This window comes from Providencia hangzhouensis, assembly GCF_029193595.2.
In the GTDB taxonomy this organism is placed as follows: Bacteria; Pseudomonadota; Gammaproteobacteria; order Enterobacterales; family Enterobacteriaceae; genus Providencia; species Providencia hangzhouensis.
In genome coordinates, this window is the sequence record NZ_CP135052.1 from 2,535,919 (window position 1) to 2,559,357 (window position 23,439).

General features: G+C 38.7%; 22 protein-coding genes. 7 read left to right on the plus strand and 15 right to left on the minus strand.

Annotated features, from left to right (window positions below; translation table 11 throughout):
* Positions 1-3: 3 nt before the first annotated feature.
* Positions 4-1,479 carry a glucose-6-phosphate dehydrogenase gene (gene zwf, locus PZ638_RS11435; protein ID WP_004254987.1) on the minus strand — a complete coding sequence of 492 codons (1,476 nt, stop codon included), beginning with the start codon at positions 1,477-1,479 and terminating at the stop codon, positions 4-6.
* Between the two features lie 472 nt (positions 1,480-1,951).
* Between zwf and PZ638_RS11440 the strand changes: the two genes are divergently transcribed.
* Complete coding sequence (locus PZ638_RS11440; RefSeq protein ID WP_004254990.1) at positions 1,952-2,797, plus strand: MurR/RpiR family transcriptional regulator; 846 nt, start codon at positions 1,952-1,954, stop codon at positions 2,795-2,797.
* 200 nt (positions 2,798-2,997) lie between these two features.
* Positions 2,998-4,440, plus strand: coding sequence for a pyruvate kinase (gene pyk / locus PZ638_RS11445; protein WP_275612112.1), 1,443 nt, complete (start codon positions 2,998-3,000; stop codon positions 4,438-4,440).
* 125 nt (positions 4,441-4,565) lie between these two features.
* On the opposite strand, the gene PZ638_RS11450 is transcribed toward pyk, so the two are convergent.
* From PZ638_RS11450 to znuA, 8 genes are all read right to left on the minus strand, one after another.
* A complete protein-coding gene (locus PZ638_RS11450) occupies positions 4,566-5,582 on the minus strand; it encodes a fimbrial protein (protein ID WP_206277772.1) in 1,017 nt (338 codons plus the stop codon).
* A gap of 8 nt (positions 5,583-5,590) precedes the next feature.
* Positions 5,591-8,077, minus strand: coding sequence for a fimbria/pilus outer membrane usher protein (locus PZ638_RS11455; protein ID WP_272674456.1), 2,487 nt, complete (start codon positions 8,075-8,077; stop codon positions 5,591-5,593).
* Between the two features lie 11 nt (positions 8,078-8,088).
* Positions 8,089-8,751 (minus strand): fimbrial biogenesis chaperone, encoded by a 663-nt coding sequence (locus PZ638_RS11460; RefSeq protein WP_112307022.1) that lies wholly within the window; start codon positions 8,749-8,751, stop codon positions 8,089-8,091.
* Between the two features lie 57 nt (positions 8,752-8,808).
* Positions 8,809-9,330 (minus strand): fimbrial protein, encoded by a 522-nt coding sequence (locus tag PZ638_RS11465; RefSeq protein ID WP_094962970.1) that lies wholly within the window; start codon positions 9,328-9,330, stop codon positions 8,809-8,811.
* A gap of 186 nt (positions 9,331-9,516) precedes the next feature.
* Positions 9,517-10,374, minus strand: a complete 858-nt coding sequence (locus PZ638_RS11470) for a LysR family transcriptional regulator (protein WP_206277308.1) — start codon at positions 10,372-10,374, stop codon at positions 9,517-9,519.
* Between the two features lie 394 nt (positions 10,375-10,768).
* Positions 10,769-11,743, minus strand: a complete 975-nt coding sequence (gene lpxM / locus PZ638_RS11475; RefSeq protein WP_004255007.1) for a lauroyl-Kdo(2)-lipid IV(A) myristoyltransferase — start codon at positions 11,741-11,743, stop codon at positions 10,769-10,771.
* Positions 11,744-11,860: 117 nt separating this feature from the next.
* Positions 11,861-13,201, minus strand: a complete 1,341-nt coding sequence (gene mepM, locus PZ638_RS11480; protein ID WP_275612113.1) for a murein DD-endopeptidase MepM — start codon at positions 13,199-13,201, stop codon at positions 11,861-11,863.
* A 20-nt stretch (positions 13,202-13,221) separates the two neighbouring features.
* Positions 13,222-14,181: a zinc ABC transporter substrate-binding protein ZnuA gene (gene znuA / locus PZ638_RS11485; protein ID WP_094962967.1), complete on the minus strand. Its 960-nt coding sequence runs from the start codon at positions 14,179-14,181 to the stop codon at positions 13,222-13,224.
* Positions 14,182-14,257: 76 nt separating this feature from the next.
* On the opposite strand from znuA, the gene znuC reads away from it, so the two are divergent.
* Complete coding sequence (gene znuC / locus PZ638_RS11490; protein WP_004255015.1) at positions 14,258-15,025, plus strand: zinc ABC transporter ATP-binding protein ZnuC; 768 nt, start codon at positions 14,258-14,260, stop codon at positions 15,023-15,025.
* Positions 15,018-15,803, plus strand: a complete 786-nt coding sequence (gene znuB, locus PZ638_RS11495; protein WP_094962966.1) for a zinc ABC transporter permease subunit ZnuB — start codon at positions 15,018-15,020, stop codon at positions 15,801-15,803. The genes znuC and znuB overlap by 8 nt, the downstream gene beginning before the upstream one ends.
* A gap of 97 nt (positions 15,804-15,900) precedes the next feature.
* Here znuB and ruvB read toward each other — a convergent pair whose 3' ends face one another.
* From ruvB to aspS, 6 genes are all read right to left on the minus strand, one after another.
* The gene (gene ruvB / locus PZ638_RS11500; RefSeq protein ID WP_004255021.1) at positions 15,901-16,911 is read right to left on the minus strand and encodes a Holliday junction branch migration DNA helicase RuvB; all 1,011 of its coding nucleotides are present in this window, start codon (positions 16,909-16,911) and stop codon (positions 15,901-15,903) included.
* Positions 16,912-16,927: 16 nt separating this feature from the next.
* Positions 16,928-17,545 (minus strand): Holliday junction branch migration protein RuvA, encoded by a 618-nt coding sequence (gene ruvA, locus PZ638_RS11505; RefSeq protein ID WP_206277309.1) that lies wholly within the window; start codon positions 17,543-17,545, stop codon positions 16,928-16,930.
* A 162-nt stretch (positions 17,546-17,707) separates the two neighbouring features.
* The gene (gene ruvC, locus PZ638_RS11510; RefSeq protein ID WP_004910683.1) at positions 17,708-18,229 is read right to left on the minus strand and encodes a crossover junction endodeoxyribonuclease RuvC; all 522 of its coding nucleotides are present in this window, start codon (positions 18,227-18,229) and stop codon (positions 17,708-17,710) included.
* A 268-nt stretch (positions 18,230-18,497) separates the two neighbouring features.
* The gene (locus PZ638_RS11515; RefSeq protein WP_004255032.1) at positions 18,498-19,241 is read right to left on the minus strand and encodes a YebC/PmpR family DNA-binding transcriptional regulator; all 744 of its coding nucleotides are present in this window, start codon (positions 19,239-19,241) and stop codon (positions 18,498-18,500) included.
* A 30-nt stretch (positions 19,242-19,271) separates the two neighbouring features.
* The gene (gene nudB, locus PZ638_RS11520) at positions 19,272-19,703 is read right to left on the minus strand and encodes a dihydroneopterin triphosphate diphosphatase (protein WP_096864855.1); all 432 of its coding nucleotides are present in this window, start codon (positions 19,701-19,703) and stop codon (positions 19,272-19,274) included.
* Between the two features lie 5 nt (positions 19,704-19,708).
* Positions 19,709-21,478 (minus strand): aspartate--tRNA ligase, encoded by a 1,770-nt coding sequence (gene aspS / locus PZ638_RS11525; protein ID WP_004255040.1) that lies wholly within the window; start codon positions 21,476-21,478, stop codon positions 19,709-19,711.
* A 511-nt stretch (positions 21,479-21,989) separates the two neighbouring features.
* On the opposite strand from aspS, the gene PZ638_RS11530 reads away from it, so the two are divergent.
* From PZ638_RS11530 to PZ638_RS11540, 3 genes are all read left to right on the plus strand, one after another.
* The gene (locus PZ638_RS11530; RefSeq protein ID WP_004255044.1) at positions 21,990-22,313 is read left to right on the plus strand and encodes a DUF4377 domain-containing protein; all 324 of its coding nucleotides are present in this window, start codon (positions 21,990-21,992) and stop codon (positions 22,311-22,313) included.
* A 107-nt stretch (positions 22,314-22,420) separates the two neighbouring features.
* Positions 22,421-22,825 (plus strand): NUDIX hydrolase, encoded by a 405-nt coding sequence (locus tag PZ638_RS11535; protein ID WP_144139911.1) that lies wholly within the window; start codon positions 22,421-22,423, stop codon positions 22,823-22,825.
* 150 nt (positions 22,826-22,975) lie between these two features.
* Entirely contained in the window at positions 22,976-23,374 is a 399-nt protein-coding gene (locus PZ638_RS11540; RefSeq protein ID WP_004255048.1) for an MAPEG family protein, read from the plus strand.
* Positions 23,375-23,439: the final 65 nt, after the last annotated feature.

A 23,439-nucleotide genomic window follows, 5' to 3' on the forward strand; every position in this document is an offset into this window, starting at 1 on the left:
ATACTATTCAAACTCATTCCATGAACGGCCATCGCGTGCGATCATCGCAACAGATGCAATCGGCCCCCAGGTCCCTGCTTGATATGGCTTAGGCGCTTCATTGTCCATTGCCCATGCATCTATAATAGAATCAACAAATTTCCATGCTTCTTCTACTTCATCGCGGCGAACAAACAGTGCTTGAATGCCACGCATGGCTTCAAGTAATAAACGCTCATAAGCATCTGCAAGGTGAGTCTGGTTGAAAGTTTCAGAGAAACTTAAATCCAATTTAGTGGTTTGTAAACGATGTTTATGATCAAGGCCTGGCGCCTTATTCATAATTTCAATATCAATCCCTTCATCAGGCTGCAAACGAATAGTTAATTTATTCTGAGGCAGGTCTTGATAACTTTCAGAGAAAATATTCAATGCTGGTTTTTTAAAATAAACAACAACTTCAGAACATTTTGCAGGTAGGCGCTTACCCGTACGTAAATAGAAAGGTACACCTGCCCAACGCCAATCATCGATATCAACACGCAAAGCAACGAATGACTCGGTCATGCTTTGCTTATTCGCCCCCTCTTCTTCTAGATATCCAGGGACTTTTTTGCCTTGAACAAAACCTGAGGTATATTGCCCTCGTACTGCCTTTTCACGCACATTTGTATGGTCGATACGACGTAAAGAACGTAAGACTTTCACTTTTTCATCGCGAATACGGTCAGTGGTTAAATCTGCCGGTGGTGACATGGCTATCATCGTTAAGATTTGCAATAAGTGGTTTTGTACCATATCACGCATTTGGCCTGCTTGGTCGAAATACCCCCAACGACCTTCGATTCCTACTTCTTCTGCAACCGTGATTTGGACATGATCAATAGTGCGATTGTCCCAGTTATTGATAAATAACGAGTTTGCAAAACGCAATGCGAGTAAGTTTAAAACAGTTTCTTTACCAAGATAGTGGTCAATACGATAGACTTGGCTTTCATCAAAATACTTCGCCACTTCATTATTAATTTCTTGTGACGACGCTAAATCCGTTCCCAGTGGTTTTTCCATGACAACGCGATTTGGCTTTTTATTTAATTTAGCATGGCCCAACCCTTGACACATAGCACCAAAAGTACTCGGTGGCATAGCAAAGTAATGGATAGCAGGTTGTGCATCTTGTTTTAACATTTCAGCTAAACGCACAAAACTTTCAGTCTGGTTAACGTCTAAGTTACAAAAATCCAAGCGAGCGCTTAATTTTTCCCACAATGCTGAATCGAGATCTTCTTTTAAGAACTTATCTAACGCTTCTTTGACAAAGTGGACGTAATCATCTTGACTCCATTCAGCACGACCGACACCAATAATGCGTGTGTCTGGATGAATGTAACCTGCTTTCTCTAACTGATAAAGCGATGGCAACAGCTTACGACGAGCGAGGTCTCCCTTGGTGCCAAAAATAATTAAGTCACAAGCTTGAGCAGCATTATGTACCGCCATATTGGTTCTCCTCAATTTGCGGAATGTAAGACCTAACTAGGATAGGCCTTATTGTAATTTTGTTAAAATTAGCCCTAATTCCGCTAATGTACCCTGTTGCTAGTGCCCAGTAAATGTTCATGATACCGATCACAGTTTTTATGATGAAAAAAACAACATATTGTCTGTTTAATCTTATGTTACACACTGAATAATTTTTAGTGTATTAAAAAGATGCGATTTAACTGAATGGAGACAGCTTCCGTAAAAAAATAACAAAATAAGTAGGATGTTTACTATTCTGAAAATTAGATACGGGTCAAAGTTTCATAAAAAGCTGCTACTTATCACCTGTATTCAGATAGCTTACATATCATACATAGTATATTTTCACTCTCTATTACGACATCACAGCAAGAAATTTAAAATCAATAATAGGATAACGTGATGACTCAAAAATTTCTCCTTTCGATGAAATAGGCGCTTTTGCTATATGAATATTTTAGAACAAATGAAGACAAGTCTCGATTTTTTAAGTAAATCAGAAAAAAAGGTGGCTGAGGTTATTCTAGGTATGCCACAAAATGCCATTCATCTCAGTATCGCCACACTCGCGCAATTAGCTGATGTTAGCGAGCCAACAGTAAACCGATTTTGTCGAAAAATGGATACGAAAGGATTCCCTGATTTTAAATTACGATTAGCACAAAACTTAGCCAACGGCACCCCCTATATTAACCGCCATATAGAAGAAACCGATACAGTAAATACCTATACTCATAAGATTTTTGAATCTGCTATGGCTGGATTAGATAATGTAAAACACACATTAGATATCAGTGCAATTAATCGTGCTGTTGATTTATTAACTCAAGCTCGGAAAATCAGTTTTTTTGGCTTTGGTGCCTCTGCTGCTGTCGCACACGACGCAATGAATAAGTTTTTCCGCTTTAATATTCCTGTCATATACTTCGATGATATTGTCATGCAACGTATGAGCTGTATCAATAGTAATGAAGGAGATGTTATTGTGCTCATTTCCCATACAGGAAGAACCAAAGCATTAGTTGATATGGCACGTTTAGCACGGGAAAATGACGCGACTATAATTGCAATTACCTCAGAAAACTCACCTCTCTCTCAAGCCGCTTCCTTATCTATCATTATTGATGTTCCTGAAGATACTGATATCTATATGCCAATGGTATCAAGAATGGCGCAGCTCGCTGTCATTGATGTACTAACAACAGGTTTTACGTTAAGAAGAGGTGAAAAATTTAGAGATAACTTGAAGCGCGTCAAAGAAGCATTACGTGATTCGCGGTTTGATAGCATCTAAAGGCAATAAATTGGCTGTATAAATGCTTTTCTTTGCTTTTCAGGCTTTAATAGTTTTACAGACCTGATAGCATTAAGAAATTGGCTGTATATAATAGCTGTGCTCGTGTCAGCATCCCTATTTGCAGTAAACAGGTTTCGAAATGGAGTGAAATGGTTTCACTCTTTTATCAACACCATTACAGGTCAACGGAGTAATACATGTCTAGACGGCTTAGAAGAACTAAAATTGTTACAACTCTTGGTCCAGCTACAGATCGCGATAATAACCTTGAAAAAATTATCAACGCTGGCGCCAACGTTGTTCGCCTTAACTTCTCCCACGGAACTCCAGAAGACCATCTATTACGTGCGAACAAAGTACGTGAGATTGCCGCTCGTTTAGGACGTCACGTTGCGATCCTCGGTGATTTGCAAGGTCCTAAAATTCGTGTTTCCACTTTTAAAGATGGCAAAATTTTCCTAAATATTGGCGATAAATTCATTCTTGATGCCAATTTAGGTAAAGGTGAAGGCTGCCAAGAGAAAGTAGGTATCGACTATAAAGGCTTACCTGCCGATGTCGTCCCAGGTGATATTTTGCTTCTTGATGATGGTCGAGTACAATTGAAAGTCCTTGAAGTCAAAGGGTTACAGGTATTTACAGAAGTTACTGTTGGTGGCCAACTATCTAACAATAAAGGTATTAATAAACTCGGTGGCGGTCTTTCAGCTGAAGCATTAACAGAAAAAGACAAAGAAGATATAAAAACTGCTGCAAAAATTAATGTTGATTACTTAGCTGTTTCATTCCCTCGCTCAGGTGAAGATTTAGATTATGCACGCCGATTAGCTCGTGATGCGGGCTGTGAATGCCAAATTGTTGCTAAAGTAGAACGTGCAGAAGCCGTTGCCAATGATGAAGTGATGGATGAAGTTATTCTCGCTTCTGATGTCGTTATGGTTGCTCGTGGTGACCTCGGAGTGGAAATTGGCGACCCTGAATTAGTCGCTGTCCAGAAAAAATTGATCCGCCGCTCTCGCCAATTAAACCGTGTTGTTATAACCGCAACACAAATGATGGAATCGATGATCACTAACCCTATGCCAACGCGAGCCGAAGTCATGGACGTTGCGAATGCGGTGTTGGATGGTACTGATGCCGTTATGCTTTCTGCTGAAACTGCTGCAGGCCAGTACCCAGCAGAAACGGTAGCCGCGATGGCGCAGGTTTGTTTTGGCGCAGAAAAAATGCCGGGCCTAAATGTGTCTAAACACCGTTTAGATGCGGAGTTTAATAGCCCTGAAGAAGCAATTGCAATGTCAACAATGTATGCTGCTAACCATCTTAAAGGGGTTAAAGCTATCATAGCAATGACTGAGTCTGGCCGTACTGCTCGTATGATGTCTCGGATCAGCTCTGGTTTACCTATTTTTGCCATGTCTCGTCATGAAAAAACCCTTAATCAATGTTCTCTCTATCGTGGTGTTACACCTGTTTTCTGTAGCACCCATACAGATGGTATTGCGGCTGCCAATGAAGCTGTCACGCGTTTACGTGATAACGGCTATTTAATGAGTGGTGACGTGGTTCTTGTCACCCAAGGTGACTTAATGGGCACTGTAGGTAGCACGAATACTTGTCGTATTCTAGAAGTTGAATAATCTTTTAGCCCTCGCCTATGGGTGGGGGCTTTCCTTTATATTGAAACGCTATCTAACTTAAAAAAGAATTAACACAAGAAAGTATAGCTCTGCATCACTTGCGTAAAATACAGAGAAAATAGCATTTAATGATATTGTAGGTTAAATTGTAGCGTACCATTCGCTTTCCCAGCTGCCGTTGCAGATTGAGTTTGGATATACGCGGCTTCCAACGGAATGTTGTATTGCCCTATGTCATTTTTATTGGCGAGCGGTATTAATTGATTAAGCTTAATGGGTATACCGTTGTGCTTTACTTGGATGGCATAACCTTTCGCTGTATTTTCATCGGCTAAATTATTAAGTGCGATTGCCCCTGGTGTTTGACTTGAATCTTGAGTTCCAATAAACGTAATTTTTATCGGAGATATAGGGTCACAATCTAATTCAATTTGAAAATTTTGCTTGCTCTCAGAACTCGTTGAACCAACACCTGTAAATGACAATTTACTAACGTTACCGAATGGTACGTCTATTGATTTATTTTTGACTTCACAACCACTCGAAATAACATTGATTGGCCCCATATTTACTTTGGGTTCGAACCTCCCATATAAATCTGTAGTAATGAAACCATTGTGGAATAAAATCAACATCGCAGCATTAGATATTGGTAAAGTTTGGCTTTTAACATTATTACCAACTTTATAAAAATCCGCCCTTAATTTTACAGTATACGTTGCTGAAGATGCATTAGAGCCACATATAAATCTATTATTATTATTTCCATCTTTCGTATTTACCCCATCAACATATGCAAAACCAGAGCAAGGGCTCATTACTGTACCATGCAAAGTATAACCAACGCCTGAACTATTAATTTCTCTAACATAACCTATACCCGGAATATACCTTGAATTTCCTGGTTCGATTGGTACGTAAATTCCAACTTCTGTATTACCCGTCACATTCCACCATGTCCATGGAGAGTGGGTTCCTAAATCAATAGAACCAATAAAAGTACCTGCTGGTAAAGTTCGTGATACATAAAGTGTTTTATTCGGATTAACTAATTGGCTGGTAAATTCAGCCCTAAATTCAGCAGCCCCGAATTGTGAATATAAAAGGAACGAAATGCCTATTTTTAGACCTAAATTTTTCATGATAACTCCTATTCACAAACTCGTTCTATAAACTGAATTTTTTCATTCTCTAATGATAATAAAAGTGGAACTGTACATTGTTGATTATTACCGTTGCCCCATTTCACTATTATCTTGCTTTGCTCTGGAACGCCACTTAAATAAACTTCCCCATCATTTGCAACAATACCGCCTGTAACTTGTTCCTCACTTTCCATAACAGAAACTTGTGTACCAAATGCAATTGCTTTTCCCGCATACTTGAGTTTTAATAAAACTCTAGCACCCCGTTTTGCTTGGAAATTAGCTAATACAATCGCACCTTGAGTAGGAACGACTGTCGTTGTATTAATCGCAACATCATTATTGCCACTTAATGTTGCAGTATCGACACTAATTTTATTTCGTTCATAACGAGTCACTGTGGGAATTACTGCATAACCTGACGAATTAGTGTAAAGTGATTGCGCGTTATTTACTTTTAAATTGTCTATATCTTCTGCTTTAACGAGCACTGCAGAATCATAGATAGTACGAGAGGTCGTTAACCCGCCAGAATGCAATAATAGTGCTCCCGTTGCACTGAAATCGATAGCATGATATTTAGGGTCATAGTTATAACCCAAACTGTATTCTCCTGATGAAACTATATAGTTTGCACTAACGGAACTGCTAAATTCATTACGGCTATGGTTATATCTTTGCGTAAGGTTATACTGCAAATTATTATCTACTAATTGCATACCATTAAAACTTAATGAGCTAATCGAATCTCCATTTTTGCTGGTACTATAGCTATAGTTAGCCCAATTATTTTTTCGACCCAAATCAAAAGGAATACTCAAATTGAATGACAGCATTTGGTCATTTGTTTTTGAATAGTCTTGTTTAATATAAGAATAAGCAACGCTGTAATTCATTGAATTATAATTAGAGCTAAAACTCATTGTTAAACTTTTATCAGAACCACTTTTGTCCCAATAATATTGCTGATAACCATTCACCGATAAATAACCGATTTCGTCAAGTGACTGAGAGACTGACGCTTGAAACTGTTGTTTTTTTCGCCCCATCTTATAAGGATGATTATTAGAATCAGAAAAATCATAATAGTTTTTTGTTGAGTAACGATATGATGCCAAAGAAAAAGAAGTGCCTGTATTTGGAATGTATTTCGAATATTGAATTCGATACGCTTGCCCTTTCGCACTCTTTTTATCAATCAATTGTACCGATGCTTCTGTAATATCTGTTGATATCGCGCCAATTTTGCCTAAATTTACTCCAGCACCTATTGTGTAGGCTTGATAGTCTTGAGAAACTAAGAAACCTCCATAAACGGATAAGTTATATGGCAAGCCGCAAATTGCTGATGCTTGCGCAAAATTAGGTTTACGTCGTGCACCATCAACATTATATTTACCAATATCTACGCTATATTTTAATGTGCCGGCTCTTTGCATCATTGGCACTGCAGAGAAAGGCTGAATAAAAGACCTTACCGTGCCATTAGCTTCTTCAATTGTGACCTCAAGATCACCACTATATGACGTTGGATACAAATCATTAATCGCAAACCTACCCGGCGGCACGGTGGTTTGATAAATCACGTTGCCATTTTGGCTGATAGTAACAATCGCGTTTGATTGTACAAGACCAGTCACTGTAGGTGCAAAACCCCTTTCACTTTGAGGTAACATACTTTCATCAGATACTAGCTTCACTCCAAGATAAGGGGTACTCTCTATTACGCCATTATCAGAGGATATTTCACCAATCGTTAAGCGGCTTTTTAAGCTACGAATATCACGCTCTACATAAGTTTGTAGATTATTCCAATTCGTTTCATATGTCGTTTTACTGTAGGTACTATGATTACGGAAACGCCAAGCGCCCATATTAATACCACTTCTTAAACCTAAGAACGAGTTATCGCTATTATTCTTATTTTGGTACCAATGTTTATTAAACCGAACTGTGTAGTTAACAAATGTAGTGGTGATTCCATCGTCCCATTCCTTTGGTTCAATATAGCCTCTACTCGTATTTTCTAATCCAATTTGTGGGATACTAATTTGTAATTGTTGGGTTTCAAATCTGTATTGATAATTAGCACTGGGAATAATTTTACTAATGTCATTCAAATATTCGTCCTCTCCACTTGCTGAAAACTTTTCACTTGCTGAGTTTTTCACGCCCCAGTTTAGCAGCATTTTTTTTGTTATTTCAGGAGATAATTTTTTAGCTTTATCATCAAATAAAAACCTTATATTTTTGTTATCAATCAATTTATCATTTATATAGATATCAACAAAATAATCTCCTGGCAATTGCCCTCCCGCAGATGATAGGTAGCCTAAACTATTTATATCTGCGACTTGGTTTTCCATTCCGGAATTAATTGCATTAATATCAAAAATATCTTTAGCAATTGTATTATTGATATAAAATATTAAGCTAATCGCAGTAAAAACATTAGAATACATAAGCGTATTTTTTTTACAAAAAACTGGCATCTTAGAGACTCTTATTTGGTTTTTTTCTCTATAATAGCGCCATAGTCATTGATAAATTGAACAACTATTGAGTCACCATTATTTATTTTTTTCTTAATGATATAGTCATTTTTGAATGGATATATTAAACTAGCACCGTCAATGACCCTGCCATTGTCAAGGATATTTTTGATTGATAAGTGATATGGAGTTTGGTTATCAATCATAATCCCATCTGGTTTCTCAACTAAAAAAATTTTTTTAAAGTCGAATGGCTCTATATCTTTCGACCTTAAAAATAATTTAAACTGTGAATTTATGATTATCTGTAGTTCATTCTCAATACTATTATTTTTTGGTGGTATTGATTTGATATTAAGCAAATAAATTTGTTCAGTATTTGAACCGATAGGCTCACCTATATAAGAAATTCTAGCTGAACCATTTGTATCTGGCTCAATACGAAATAATGGTGGTATGGCAATAAATGGTGCTTTCCCCTCTCCGCCAAATGGTGATACCCAGCTTTGAATTAAAAAAGGTTTTTCTTTATCACTATTGAAAATAGGAATATCAATTTCACGTTTATTTTCTTCATAGACAAAACGTGTTCCACCTACACTAATCCCTGAGGCTTGAGAGGTGTTAGCTATAGAAAAAAAACATATACAGATTGAAAAAAATATTTTTTTCATAAAACAACCATTATATTGAAATAAGAAGGAGAGTAACCATTGTCACTCTCCAATTAGTTAATGATATTGAATACTGTATACTGCACTGCTATTAGCAGGCCCTGCAGTTACTACACCAGTCGCTTTATAACGAGCAACATAGTCTAAGTCTACTGTTGTACCATCGAATTCAATTTGTTTTGAATCTTCAAACAACTTAATTTGCGTTATTGCATCTTTTTCAAATAAAGCAACACCGACATTATTTGCAACACCTACAGCTTGGTTAATTGCAAGAATATCGTTGTCTGCGGTATCACGTGTGCCACCGAAGCGTACAGTTACTTTGGAGTTTGTTGGACAATCAACAAGTTTAATAGTGAAGTCTTTTAAACCCGCCACTTCTCCTTGTGCGGCTAAACTTTTAGCTGATACCTTTCCAAGGTCAACATTTAAATTTTTTGAGTTGCTATCAACTGTACAAGCTATATCAGTTATTTCCCCAGTAAAGTTAATTGTACCTGAAGCAAAAACAGTTGGCGTAGATGTTACAGCTAAAGTAACCCCTATTACAGTTAGGGATTTTTTTAGAATACTCATAATAGTTCCTATAATATAGATTTTTAATTATTAATTACTACATAAACAAATAAATCACTCATATTTTTAGTTCAGAAGAAATATATCATCTACCTTTAGTTAAGTTAACCAATGGATACATTGAATTTTTTAAAATTGCATCTAAAATATTAATGCTTTGTTTTTATCATTTATGAACTGGCTCTTTTATTTAGATTTTTTATTAGCAATTAGATAGTTTTTTAAAATTTCATTTGCCATTGAGATTTTATTAATATACATATAAAAATTATAGAACGACTTTTTATTTACTATTTTCAGCTCTTTTAATGAATTATTATTTAATTCTTTCTGGATTAAATTTTTCGGCAACCATAAATAACCAACCGAATTTTCGGCTAATTTAATTGCTAATTCCACATTAGAAATATGGATAGTTTGGATGCTTTTGCTCCCATTCATACCTGTAAGCTTCAAAGAAATTGAGGCTGTTTTTTCCATTATTTTCAGTATATTGTCAACTGAACAATGTTGCAGCTTATGATTTGGGTTGGTTACAAGCACCGCTTCAACCTGTTCAAGAAATATGGGATTTAACGACTCAATGTAATGATGAGTAATTAGTAAATCATAATTTTTAATTGTAAAAACATCTGATTTTCTTAGTGAAATCTTCTTAAGATCAATATCATAATCCTTTCTAGAGCAGCTTAGCTCTCCAATTTTTTTAAGTATTTCATCACTTTGATATAGCGAATCTATAACTATATTAATTTTATTATTTCCCTCATAATTTAATGACTTGGCAACCTCTTCTAATGAAATCGCTTTATTTGTTACTTCTCTTGATAACGCTAATAACTGTTCTCCTTGTTTAGTTAATACTGCACGACGTTTTTCTAAAGAAAATATTTCAATTTCTAACGTTTGCTCTAATTTACTGATGGTATAACTAATTGATGATTGTGTTCTATGCAAGATTTCAGCTGCTTGAGCAAAACCACCGTAGTCAACCACCGCTTGTAGGGTTATCCATTGGTCTAGCGTAGTTCGGGTTTTAACCATAGAGTCTCCAAATTATTAACCTGGGAGATATATTTTATTTATCGTTAATAAATACTTTTACATACTATTCCTTATTTACTCATATATTTAAAAGTTTTTAAGTTATTTATTTTGATATATCGATAATCATTTTTAATAGGGGATATTTTTTTATGTAAAGCTATCAGTTCTCTTATACTCTCGAAAAGATCAATACAAGTAACTAAAAACAGCCTAATAATAAAACCAAGAAATATAAAAATAAATTAAATAACTATGCACCATTAATAATGGTACCCAGCTTTTCAAAATTATGGGGATTAAGTGTATATTTCTATGATGAGCACACTTTTAGACAAAAAAAAGCCATTACTCAAAAGGTAATGGCTCAAAAATTATTCTGTAGATCTGGACACTAACGGTAAAGATCTTTTCGCTGATAAGGTTCTATTTCTCCCTCTTTTCGCGTTTTTAATAGCTTTAGTATCCATGTGTATTGTTCTAAGTTCGGGGAAACCAGATATTCCAGCTCCTCATTCATTCTTCGTGCAATATACTTATCGTCCTTACCATCGATATCATCCATTGGTTCACGGATAAAAATATGCAATTGATGCGTTTTATGGTCATAAACGGGAAATAGTGGCACAACTTTCGCCTTACAAACTTTCATTAACCTACCGATTGCAGGTAATGTTGCCTTATATGTACCAAAAAAATCAACAAATTCGCTATGCTCCTCACCATGATCTTGGTCTGGAAGATAAAACCCCCAATATCCTTGTCTAACAGAAGCAATAAAAGGCTTAATACCCGCTTCTCTTGAATGCAAGCGCCCCCCGAAATGGTATCTCGCTTTATTCCATAAATAATCTGCAACTGGGTTCTTTTGGTGATGAAACATTGCAGCCATTTTCTGGCCTTTTGCTGCTAATAACATCGCTGGTGCATCAACGGCCCAGCCATGAGGAACCATAAAAATAACATTGCTTTGCTGCTGTTTTAAGCGCTCTATAATTTCTTGATTATGCCAATGCGTTCTAGCTAGCGTTTTACTTGCACCACGAAGACATAGCTCTGCCAACATAACAAAAGACTGTGGTGCGGTTTCAAACATACGATCAACTAATTCTTCTCGTTGTTGTTCTGTCAATTTAGGAAAACAATAAAGTAAGTTAATTTTGGCACGACGACGGCCACTTTTAGCCAATCGCCCAACCCATTTTCCTATTTTAGCGAGTAAAGGGTCACGGATTTTAACCGGAATGAAAGCCAATCCTGCCAAAATACCCGCTCCTAACCATACCCCCCAATATTTAGGTAATAGATAAGAACGGTGAAAAGTTGGCATATAGCCTTTTTTACTATCAGTGTCTTGATCTTTATTCATGCTGTACTCAAGTGAATATTAGCTATCTCTCTATAGCTTATAATAATAGTTTACGGGAGCATTACAAAGAAAACTGGCAGATACAAGTACCTGCCAGCGATAAAATAGAAACTTAAGTTACTGTAGTTTAAGTTGTGGTTTCGTTTCTTTTACTAGCGCTAAATATTCTTTACGCTCTTTTCCTGTTAAACCACCAGAACTTGGTAATTTCGCAGTAAGTGGATTTACTGCTTGTTGATTCACCCACATTTCAAAATGTAGATGAGGCCCGGTCGAACGCCCAGTATTACCTGATAGCGCAATTCTATCACCACGCTTAACTTTTTGCCCAGGCTTAACTAACAATTGGCGTAAATGCATGTAACGAGTGGTATATTGACGCCCATGACGGATAGCAATAAAGTTGCCTGCAGCGCCGCTGTATTTTGAAACAATCACTTCACCATCACCAACAGCAAGTACTGGCGTGCCAACAGGCATTGCGAAGTCCACGCCTTTATGTGGTGCTACACGCCCAGTAACTGGGTTAACTCGGCGAGGATTGAATTGTGAAGACACTCTAAACTGTTTAGCGGTTGGAAAACGTAAGAAACCGCGTTCTAAGCCATTCCCTTCGCTATCATAATAGCGCCCATCTTCAGCACGAAAAGCATAATAGCTTTTTCCATTAGTTTGCAGACGAACACCAATGAGTTGGCTCTGCTCACTGCGCCCGTTAAGCATTTCCCTGCTCATTAACACACTGAATTTATCGCCTTTTTTCAATTTTTTGAAATCAACCTGCCATTGTAAGGCTTTAATCACCTCACGGCCTTCATTACGTGTTAAGCCCGCTTTGTTTGTACTTTGTGCAAATGAACCGTCAACAGTACCTTTTAAAACACTGTTAGTCCATTCACCTTCGCGAATTTGCTTAGTTTCTTCAAATTTATTTGTCGTTCCTACGCGGGTAAAAATACGGGTCTCACGGCGAGAAACATCCCAAGTCAATGATTCTAACTCACCCTGTTCTGTTAAAGACCAATTTAAGGATTGGCCTATTTTAAGGTTTCTCAATGACTTATGTTGGTTAGATAGCGTTGCAACATCCCCAGCTTCAATACCGAATTGAGTTAAAATAGTCGTTAAGTTATCACCACTTGCAACAACATATTCATGGGGGAGAGGCGCAGCTTCTCCCCCTGTCTCTATTGCTTCAGCTTCGGTATCAGCAAGGCCTTCATCAGGTAGCTGTTCACTACTGTCTTGAATTATATCGTCGGTAGCATCACTTGCAGGTAATAATAAGAGCGGTATGATGGTATCCGGTGTGCCATCATTTTCAGTTGTCGTTGGTACATGAACTGGCCGCCAAATTGCGACGGCCATAGTCGCTACAGTGAGCGTACTTAATACAATTTTATGTGTCCTAGACAGGCTACCGTATACCTGAGCCAGACTTTTGGCCATTTGCTGCACTTAAACAATTCCTTCTATTTTTAATTCAGGCAGCTGGCGTATTGCTCTGATAATTGAGTCAAAAACTGCATGTAGCTATCTGGCCCTATCGCCAGCCCAATTCCTAGTGGGTCGAGAGTTCCCATTTTCACCCCCGTATTTCGTGCTACACTTTCAATCACAGCAGGCCTGAATTGTGGCTCAGCAAAAACACATTGCGCTTTGTGCTCAACCAATTGTGTTCGTATTTGATGTAATTTCTGCGCGCCAGGTTGTATTTCTGGGTTTATCGTAAAGTGCCCTAATGGAGCTAATTGATAGTGTTTTTCAAAGTAACCGTAAGCGTCGTGAAAAACAAAATAACCCTTATTTTTAGCTGGCTGCAAAATATTAGCAATTTTCTGATCATTTTGCGTCATATTTTCTTTGAATTTACGAAGGTTTACGTCTAGCTTATTTTTTTGTTCAGGATAAAGCTCTACTAAACGCTCATAAATGTCTTGCGCAGCGTAATTTGCAATTTCTGGGGATAACCAGATATGCATATTATACTCACCATGGTGATGATGTTCGTGATCGTTGTCATGGTTAGCTTCATCTCCATGTTCGTGATCATGTTCATCTTCATGTGACTCCGCCATAAGTAGTGGCTTAATGTTTTTCTGCTCAGCCAATGCTAGGCGTTTATTCTGTGGTAATGTATTGATTGGCTTCTGTAAAAACATTTCCATATCAGGTCCAACCCATACGAATAGATCGGCCTGTTTAATTTTTTTCAAATCAGAAGGTTTAAGTGCATAATCATGAGGTGAAGCACCATCTGGTAATAAAACTTGTGTCTCAGTGACACCGTCTGCAATCCCTGCGGCAATAAAGGCCAGTGGGCGAATTGACGTTACAACATCAGCATTAGCAGTTGATACCATAGTTGCACTTAATACGGAGGTCGCCACCGCCCCGAAAAGAAATTTGCAGGCAATGTTTTTCGATTTATGTATCATAGCAGTCTTTTTCCGTGATTTTGATTTTGAAATGTTATAATATAACACAAAATGAATTCTGCAAGATGTTTTTCATATGCAACCATTACTGACTTTAAATAAAATTTCTGTTTCATTTGGCGAAAAACAGGTCCTTAACGATGTTACCTTTGAACTGAATAAAGGTGACATCGTAACCCTTTTAGGCCCAAATGGTGCTGGAAAATCAACTATTGTACGTGTTGTACTTGGGCTACTTGCCCCTACATCAGGTACCATTACGCGCCCTTCTTCTCTTGCTATTGGCTATGTTCCACAAAAACTTCATCTGGATACCACGCTACCTCTTACTGTTAAACGTTTTATGTTATTAAAGCTCGGTGCTCGTAAAGAGCATTTGTTACCTGCACTCGAAAGAGTCAAAGCAACGCATTTACTCGAGCAACCGATGCAAAAATTATCAGGCGGTGAAACTCAACGTGTTTTACTGGCTCGCGCCCTACTCAATAAACCTGACCTGTTAGTGCTCGATGAACCCGCTCAAGGTGTCGATATTACAGGCCAAGTTGCACTATATGATTTAATTAATCAATTAAGAACTGAGCTTAATTGTGCTGTATTAATGGTTTCCCATGACTTACATCTCGTGATGGCAAAAACAGATAAAGTACTTTGCATTAACGGCCATATTTGCTGTTCTGGCGCGCCAGACGTTGTTTCAAACCACCCTGAGTTTGTGGCAATGTTTGGTTATCGGGGTGCTCAACAACTCGGTGTATACCGTCATCAACATAATCATCAACATGATTTAGAAGGCAATATTATTGTTGGTCACCAACACAGCAAGGACTGCAAACATGATTGAGTTACTATTACCCGGCTGGGTAGCAGGCATGCTACTTGCCATTGCGGCAGGTCCTTTAGGCTCTTTTGTTGTGTGGCGCCGAATGTCCTATTTTGGCGATACACTAGCTCATGCTTCATTGCTAGGCGTCGCATTTGGGCTACTATTAAATATCAACCCATTCTATGCCGTTATTGCTGTCACTTTGTTATTGGCCTTAATCTTAGTTTGGCTAGAAAAACGTCCACAACTTGCCGTTGATACTTTACTGGGTATTATGGCGCACAGTTCACTGTCTTTAGGTTTAGTCGTTGTTAGCTTGATGGCTAATGTCCGTGTTGACCTAATGGCTTACTTATTTGGTGACTTACTCTCAGTCAGCTATGAAGATATTATAACGATTTTTATTGGCGTTATTGTCGTTTGCGGGTTGCTTTTTTATCGTTGGCGGGCACTTTTGTCCATAACGGTTAGCCCTGAACTTGCTTTTGTTGATGGCATTAATATTCAAAGACTCCGTTTATTACTAATGTTAGTTACCGCACTAACAATTGGCATTGCAATGAAGTTTGTCGGGGCGTTAATTATTACGTCTTTATTGATTATACCCGCAGCGACGGCTCGACGTTTTGCTCGAACACCTGAGCAAATGGCCTTTATCGCTATCTTAATTGGTATGATTGCTGTGACTGGTGGGCTAACACTTTCTGCTTTCTACGATACCCCTGCTGGGCCGTCTGTCGTATTGGTATCGGCTGTTCTATTCGTACTTAGCTTAACAATAAAAGCGAAAAATTAATTTAAGCTATGCATTTTAGTCATCACACGCTGTTTTTAGCACAGATGGCCCCAATATTGATAACAATATTGGGGCCATACTTATTTATTTTATATAATCAAATTTCTTTAGGGGTTAAACCAAAGTGGTTATATGCATGAACTGTCGCCATTCGGCCTCGAGGGGTGCGCTGAATAAAACCTTGCTGGATAAGATAAGGTTCTAATACATCTTCTATGGTTTCACGCTCTTCCCCGATAGCTGCTGCAAGGTTATCAACCCCAACTGGGCCACCCATAAATTTATCAATAATAGCAACTAAAAGCTTTCTATCTAAATAATCGAAACCAGCAGCATCCACATTTAACATGTCTAAAGCTTGGTTAGCTATTAGCCCATCAATTGAACCATCACCTTTCACTTGAGCAAAATCCCGCACACGACGTAACAAACGGTTGGTGATACGTGGAGTTCCCCTCGAACGCATAGCAACCTGTAAGGCCCCTTCTTCGGTGATATCTAACCCCATGTATTGGGCACTACGTTTGACAATATGTTGTAAATCGTCAACTTGATAAAATTCTAAACGTTGCACAATACCAAACCGGTCACGTAATGGTGATGTGAGCGACCCTGCCCGAGTCGTTGCACCAATTAACGTGAAAGGAGGGAGATCAATTTTAATAGAGCGCGCTGCGGGCCCTTCGCCTATCATGATATCTAGCTGATAATCTTCCATTGCGGGATAAAGTATTTCCTCAACAACTGGGGATAATCGATGAATTTCATCAATAAATAGGACATCATGGGGCTCTAAATTAGTTAACATTGCAGCTAAATCGCCGGCCTTTTCTAATACAGGCCCTGATGTTGTACGCAGATTAACGCCTAATTCATTCGCAACAATCCCTGCCAACGTTGTTTTACCTAGCCCTGGAGGGCCAAAAATGAGTAGGTGATCAAGTGCATCGCCTCGCATTTTCGCTGCCTGAATAAATATTTCCATTTGGTCTTTAACCTGAGGCTGACCAATATACTCATTCAATAGCTTTGGCCTGATCGCACGGTCAATAGCTTCTTCATCTGACTGTAATACTTCAGCAGTTATTAGGCGATCGGCTTCAATCATATTAAAAATCTCTCAATCAAAGTGCTGCACGAAGGGCATCACGGATCAGTGTTTCAGAGTCACTATTCGGTTTTGCGACTTTACTCACCATACGGCTTGCTTCTTGTGGTTTATACCCTAAAGCAATCAGTGCGGCTGCAGCTTCCGCTTCGATATCAGCCATATTTGGTACTTTGCTATTTACACTTGGCAGATTAATATCGCTATTTTGATTAAATAAATCCCCATTGAGGCCTTTGAAGCGGTCTTTCATTTCGACCACTAAACGTTCTGCGGTTTTCTTACCAATTCCAGGTAATTTAACCAGTGATGCTATAGCCTCTTGTTCAATAGCGGACACAAATTGTTGAGCAGACATACCGGATAAAATTGCGAGGGCTAATTTGGGGCCAACACCATTTACTTTGATCAGCTCTTTAAATAGCGCCCTTTCTTGCTTATCATTAAACCCATATAGTAATTGAGCATCTTCACGAACAACAAAGTGAGTGAACACAATCGCTTCTTGACCAATTTCGGGCAACTCATAGAAACAAGTCATTGGCATATGGACTTCATAACCAACACCTTGTAGTTCTAATAATACGATTGGAGGTTGCTTTTCTAAAACAATACCACGTAAACGACCTATCACATTGAAGCCCTCTATTGCTACCTAACCCCTGAACATACTATCTAAACCCTGAACAGGTTGGTTTATTATCATTAATACTGTTGTTTATACCATAAAAAATGCTGGATGCATATCCAGCTACGCGCTATTTATTAATAAGCAATTCTGTTTAAGATAAACTCGCTATCTTAAACGACCTCGAGTTAAAACTAACCGTGGGTCGCCAACTTTTAAAAGGTTTTGATTGAAATGGCAATGTGTTATCGCAATTGCCAAAGCATCTGCCGCATCAGATTGTGGACTCGCTGACAACTTCAGAATCGATTTAACCATATGTTGTACTTGACTTTTTTCTGCGGCTCCTGTGCCTACCACCGTTTGTTTGACCTGACGTGCTGCATATTCAAATACGGGTATATTCATGTTTGCAGCGGCGACAATCGCAACCCCCCGAGCTTGCCCAAGTTTTAATGCTGAATCCGCATTCTTCGCCATAAAAACTTGTTCAATGGATAATACATCCGGTTGATATTGAGTGATAATTTCCGAGACGCCCGCGTAAATTCGTTGCAGACGGCTTGGTAAATCATCAACTTGTGTACGAATACACCCACTACCTAAATACAGTAGTTGCCGGCCTTGTTGGCGAATAACACCGTACCCCGTAACACGAGAGCCAGGGTCAATACCTAAAATAATCGCCATATAAATTTACTTATGCCTCTTTATATTAATCATGTTGTTCTAATAAGCTTCATAATACTATCAATTTCAATCAAATAGCTATTTGAATATCAAATCCAACATTCAGAATAGTGATAATAAAGGCGAGTTATGGCACTGATACTTAGCCAAGTATAGCGAATAAAAGGAAGGAAAGCATCGAAGGCGTTAGAGAAAACAGGCTGCATCAGCCCGCTTTCTCTACGCGGATTATGCTAAATGACTAGGCCGCCATTTAGTGCCTCACAACTTACAGTGTGGCAGCGACTTCGTCAGAAATATCACCATTGTGGTAAACTTCCTGAACGTCGTCTGAATCTTCTAACATATCGATAAGACGTAACAATTTAGGCGCTGTTTCTGCATCTAACTCGGCTTTAGTTGATGGGATCATTGAGACTTCTGCAGCTTCACTGGTGAAACCCGCAGCATCTAATGCATCTTTCACTTCACCAAAAGTTTCTGGCGTTGTGTAAACATCGATTGCGCCATCATCATAAGTTTCAACATCATCAGCACCCGCTTCTAATGCCGCTTCCATGATCGCATCTTCATCAACACCAGGCGCATAAGTGATTACGCCGCGTTTAGTAAACAAGTAAGAAACAGAGCCGTCTGTCCCCAAGTTACCACCCGTTTTAGTGAATGCATGACGCACTTCAGAAACAGTACGGTTACGGTTATCACTTAAACATTCAACCATAACAGCCGTTCCGCCTGGGCCATAACCTTCATAAATGATGGTTTCCATATTATCGTTATCATCATTACCAACACCACGAGCGATAGCACGGTTTAAGGTGTCACGAGTCATGTTGTTAGATAATGCTTTATCTACCGCTGCACGTAAACGTGGGTTTGTTGCGGGATCACCACCACCTAAACGCGCTGCAGTCACTAATTCACGGATAATTTTAGTGAAAATTTTACCGCGCTTAGCATCTTGTGCCGCTTTACGGTGTTTGGTGTTGGCCCATTTACTATGACCTGCCATGAAATATCTCCAAAAAACGTCAATAAATAATTAAACAGCAAATTCTAAAATAGCCTGACTGTTGCTCCAGGATTTCGTTAAGCTCGCCGCTTCATCTGGTGCTAGCCAACGATATTCGCTGTGTTCCGTCAGTAATGGCATTTTTTCTTCACTTTGCACCATTTTAAACCAATGTTCTTTGCAATGCGTAACATCGGGTGCATAACGATGCCTGAAATGTGGGAAAATTTCAAAGATGATACTGTGCGACAAATCTTGCAGCTGGTTTTGTTCAACCTCAAAACCTGTTTCTTCTTTAATTTCACGACACGCCGTTTCATACGGTTTTTCATCAGGCTCCAAACTTCCGGTCACTGATTGCCAAAAGTCTGGGTCGTCTTTACGTCGTAACATAAGCACCCGTCCACTATTTTGAGCCACAATAATGACTAATACTGATTCTGGGTGCTTATATTTTTTCATTGAACTTACTCTTCGTCTTTCGCAACCACAGCGATAGCAAGTTCCGTTAATGCATCCGGGTTAGCATGGCTCGGTGCATTCGTCATTAGACACGCGGCCGCTGTTGTTTTCGGGAAAGCAATAACATCACGAATATTATCTGTTCCTGTTAACAGCATCACTAAACGGTCAAGACCAAATGCTAAGCCTGCATGTGGTGGTGTACCATATTTCAATGCATCTAATAAGAAGCCAAATTTTTCGCGTTGGTCTTCTTCATTAATACCTAAAATACTAAATACCGTTTGTTGCATTTCGTTGCGGTGAATACGGACTGAACCACCGCCAACTTCGTAACCATTGATGACCATATCATACGCATTAGCAACGGCTTCTTCAGGTTTACTCGCCAGTTCTTCAGGTGAGAAATCTTTAGGAGACGTAAATGGATGGTGCATCGCAGTTAACCCGCCTTCACCATTATCTTCAAACATTGGGAAATCAATCACCCACAGTGGCTGCCAGCTATTTAAATCGGTTAATTCAAAGTCACGACCGACTTTCAAGCGTAGCGCACCCATTGAATCGGTCACCACATTTTTCGCGCCCGCGCCGAATAACAAGATATCGCCATCAACGGCACCAGTACGGTCTAATAACTGGTTAATCACGTCTTCACTCAAGAATTTTGCAACTGGACTTTGAATACCGTCAAGGCCTTTAGCTCGCTCGTTGACTTTCATCCAAGCCAAGCCTTTCGCACCATAAATACCAACGAATTGACCATATTCGTCGATTTGTTTACGGGTCATAGCTGCGCCACCGGGGACTTTCAGGGCCGCAACACGACCTTTCGGATCGTTTGCTGGGCCTGAGAACACCGCAAATTCAACATCTTTTACGATATCCGCAACATCCACCAGCTCCATTGGGTTACGTAAGTCTGGTTTATCTGAACCATAACGACGCATAGCTTCCGCAAAGGTCATGATTGGGAAGTTGCCTAAATCAACCCCTTTTACCTCTAACCATAAATTACGGATCATACGTTCCATAATTTCACGCACTTGCTCTGCGGTCATGAACGAGGTTTCAACATCGATTTGGGTGAATTCAGGTTGACGGTCCGCACGTAGGTCTTCATCACGGAAACATTTTACGATTTGATAATAACGGTCAAAACCTGACATCATCAGCAATTGTTTAAATAATTGTGGTGATTGTGGTAATGCGTAAAATTTACCTTTATGAACACGGCTTGGTACTAAATAGTCACGAGCACCTTCTGGCGTTGCTTTGGTTAGCATTGGCGTTTCAACGTCCAAGAACCCTTCTTTATCCATAAAGTTACGAACAAAGCTGGTGATTTTAGCACGCGTACGCAGACGGTCAGACATCTCTGGGCGACGTAAATCTAAATAACGATATTTTAAACGACGCTCTTCTGTATTTGTTTGGTTGCTATCTAACGGCAGTGGCTCTGACTTATTAAAAACATTCAGTTCTTCAGCAAAAACTTCAATTTCGCCCGTTGCCATGTCTTTATTTTTTTGGCTATCTGGACGTGCGCGTACTGTCCCTGTGATTTGGATACAGAACTCATTACGCAGCTCTGACGCTTTTTCAAATATGTCTTTACGATCGGGATCGAAGAAAACTTGCACGATACCTTCACGGTCACGCATATCGATAAAAATCAAACCACCTAAATCGCGGCGGCGGTTTACCCATCCACTAAGAGTGACCTTTTGGCCTTCGTGAGCGATGTTTAACTGCCCACAATAATTAGTACGCATACAATATCCTTTTACTCAGCTGTTGTGCTTTTGCTTGCTGCGGGATTTTGGCATTTTGCTGAACCCTATTTATTTGCGAAACACGGGCTGAAAATTCAGAATGTCAAAAAGGCAGACATTATACAGGAAATTCTGTTAGACAAATAGTTACGTATTCTACATAACGCGTAAACCATTTTGTTTTTAATCATATTTTCATCAATTATTGTTTTACTAATCAACAATAATAAAATTGAATAGCGAGATAGACGTCTATCACGATGATCCTATCGATTTTAAGGGACTATCCGCACCATGTACATATTGCAGCAAAGGTTTATTTCATCAGTTTGAAGCCTTTTTGAGTAAAAAATCACCACTTAATGCATTCCAATTCAATTATTGATTAATAAATACCTCTTTAATCATTAATCTTTCTATTTCAGAATCGTTACCTTTTTCAGTTTGCTATAATCAAAAATATATAGATATAACGCTGAATTAATCATCATCTGCAGTTTAAGGATTGCCCATGAAAAAATTTTTACTTGCCACTTCCATGTTCGTACTACTCGCTGGATGCCAAAACATGAAACCCGCAGAGACTGATAATACAAAAACTTTTTATATTGATTCTTCACTTGCTGATTGTATGGGCGTTGCCCCAATGAAGTGTATGAAAGTGAAAGAAAACCCAAGTGATGACTGGCAACTTTTTTATAGCTCAATTCAAGGCTTCGAATATCAACCAGGCTTCTCTTATACTGTACAAGTGAAGCAATTCGATGTACCTAACCCACCGGCTGATGCCCCAAGTATTCGTTATGAATTGATAAAAATCGTTGAAAAGAAATAGCATTTAAAAATTTAATTTAAGTCATTAAGTAATTTTATCAGTTTACTTAATGACTCACTTATAACCATAATTATTTTATCATCAGTAAATAATAGAGTGACCCTATTATGAGTGTTAAAATCATCGATAAGCTTGGGTTAATCACCCTATCAGATCACAAAATTGCGATGGTGCGTTCCCATAATAAAAGTTTGTTTTATATACCCGGTGGAAAACGCGAACAAGGTGAGACGGATGTACAAGCACTCTGCCGTGAGATTGCCGAAGAATTAAAACTCGGCTTAGTTATCAGTTCTATCCGGTTTTATGGCGAGTTTATTGGCCCTGCTGATGGAAAATCAGATGGAACGCAAGTCCGTATTCGTTGCTACTTTGCGGACTATAGAGGCGAACCCCATCCTGCTGCTGAGATTGCCGAATTGGATTGGTTTAGCATTAACGATTTACCTCGCTGCTCAAGCACGGCAGTGACCATTCTGTCACAATTAAAAAAAGACGGATTAATTCAATAAAGCATATATGATTACTTAAAAAAGTTGTGATTTCATTTGTCGAACGGCTTTTTAGGATTTACAATTCACCAAATATTGTTAATACCCATTACTATAACTTATATTTTTAGGTGTTTTCATAGTTTGATTCGTTTTATGGTGGAGTAAAAAATGGTCAGCTCTTTGTACGCTGTACTGGGTGCCTTACTGCTGCTTAGATTATCCTTAAATGTTGTGAAGCTGCGTAATCAATACCGTATAGCTTATGGTGATGGCGGTTTTTATGAGTTACAAACCGCAATCCGCGTTCATGGTAATGCCATCGAATACATTCCCATCTCTTTAATTTTATTGCTTTTAATGGAAATGAATGGCGCACAAGTGTGGATGATTCATATTTGTGGCTTGATCTTAATTGCAGGGCGAATACTGCACTCTTATGGTTTAAAAAATCACGATTACTCATATCGCCGTTCAGGCATGGTAGCAACTTACCTTGCCATGGCGCTGATGGTTATCGCCAATACTTATTACCTACCTTGGCTACAAATCGTTTCATTTAATCTTTAGTTTTTATTCTCTGTAACGGCACGAATTATTAATGTGCCGCTCATTATTTCATTGCTTATGGATTG

What these genes read in the sequence shown, in the direction of transcription:
- PZ638_RS11465 (WP_094962970.1), bottom strand. Translation starts at nt 9,330, where the DNA reads ATGAGTATTCTAAAAAAATCCCTAACTGTAATAGGGGTTACTTTAGCT.
- pyk (WP_275612112.1), top strand. Translation starts at nt 2,998, where the DNA reads ATGTCTAGACGGCTTAGAAGAACTAAAATTGTTACAACTCTTGGTCCA.
- PZ638_RS11530 (WP_004255044.1), top strand. Translation starts at nt 21,990, where the DNA reads ATGAAAAAATTTTTACTTGCCACTTCCATGTTCGTACTACTCGCTGGA.
- PZ638_RS11460 (WP_112307022.1), bottom strand. Translation starts at nt 8,751, where the DNA reads ATGAAAAAAATATTTTTTTCAATCTGTATATGTTTTTTTTCTATAGCT.
- znuC (WP_004255015.1), top strand. Translation starts at nt 14,258, where the DNA reads ATGCAACCATTACTGACTTTAAATAAAATTTCTGTTTCATTTGGCGAA.
- ruvC (WP_004910683.1), bottom strand. Translation starts at nt 18,229, where the DNA reads ATGGCGATTATTTTAGGTATTGACCCTGGCTCTCGTGTTACGGGGTAC.
- PZ638_RS11535 (WP_144139911.1), top strand. Translation starts at nt 22,421, where the DNA reads ATGAGTGTTAAAATCATCGATAAGCTTGGGTTAATCACCCTATCAGAT.
- aspS (WP_004255040.1), bottom strand. Translation starts at nt 21,478, where the DNA reads ATGCGTACTAATTATTGTGGGCAGTTAAACATCGCTCACGAAGGCCAA.
- lpxM (WP_004255007.1), bottom strand. Translation starts at nt 11,743, where the DNA reads ATGAATAAAGATCAAGACACTGATAGTAAAAAAGGCTATATGCCAACT.
- zwf (WP_004254987.1), bottom strand. Translation starts at nt 1,479, where the DNA reads ATGGCGGTACATAATGCTGCTCAAGCTTGTGACTTAATTATTTTTGGC.
- PZ638_RS11455 (WP_272674456.1), bottom strand. Translation starts at nt 8,077, where the DNA reads ATGCCAGTTTTTTGTAAAAAAAATACGCTTATGTATTCTAATGTTTTT.
- znuB (WP_094962966.1), top strand. Translation starts at nt 15,018, where the DNA reads ATGATTGAGTTACTATTACCCGGCTGGGTAGCAGGCATGCTACTTGCC.
- PZ638_RS11515 (WP_004255032.1), bottom strand. Translation starts at nt 19,241, where the DNA reads ATGGCAGGTCATAGTAAATGGGCCAACACCAAACACCGTAAAGCGGCA.
- PZ638_RS11440 (WP_004254990.1), top strand. Translation starts at nt 1,952, where the DNA reads ATGAATATTTTAGAACAAATGAAGACAAGTCTCGATTTTTTAAGTAAA.
- PZ638_RS11470 (WP_206277308.1), bottom strand. Translation starts at nt 10,374, where the DNA reads ATGGTTAAAACCCGAACTACGCTAGACCAATGGATAACCCTACAAGCG.
- nudB (WP_096864855.1), bottom strand. Translation starts at nt 19,703, where the DNA reads ATGAAAAAATATAAGCACCCAGAATCAGTATTAGTCATTATTGTGGCT.
- PZ638_RS11540 (WP_004255048.1), top strand. Translation starts at nt 22,976, where the DNA reads ATGGTCAGCTCTTTGTACGCTGTACTGGGTGCCTTACTGCTGCTTAGA.
- PZ638_RS11450 (WP_206277772.1), bottom strand. Translation starts at nt 5,582, where the DNA reads ATGAAAAATTTAGGTCTAAAAATAGGCATTTCGTTCCTTTTATATTCA.
- ruvB (WP_004255021.1), bottom strand. Translation starts at nt 16,911, where the DNA reads ATGATTGAAGCCGATCGCCTAATAACTGCTGAAGTATTACAGTCAGAT.
- znuA (WP_094962967.1), bottom strand. Translation starts at nt 14,181, where the DNA reads ATGATACATAAATCGAAAAACATTGCCTGCAAATTTCTTTTCGGGGCG.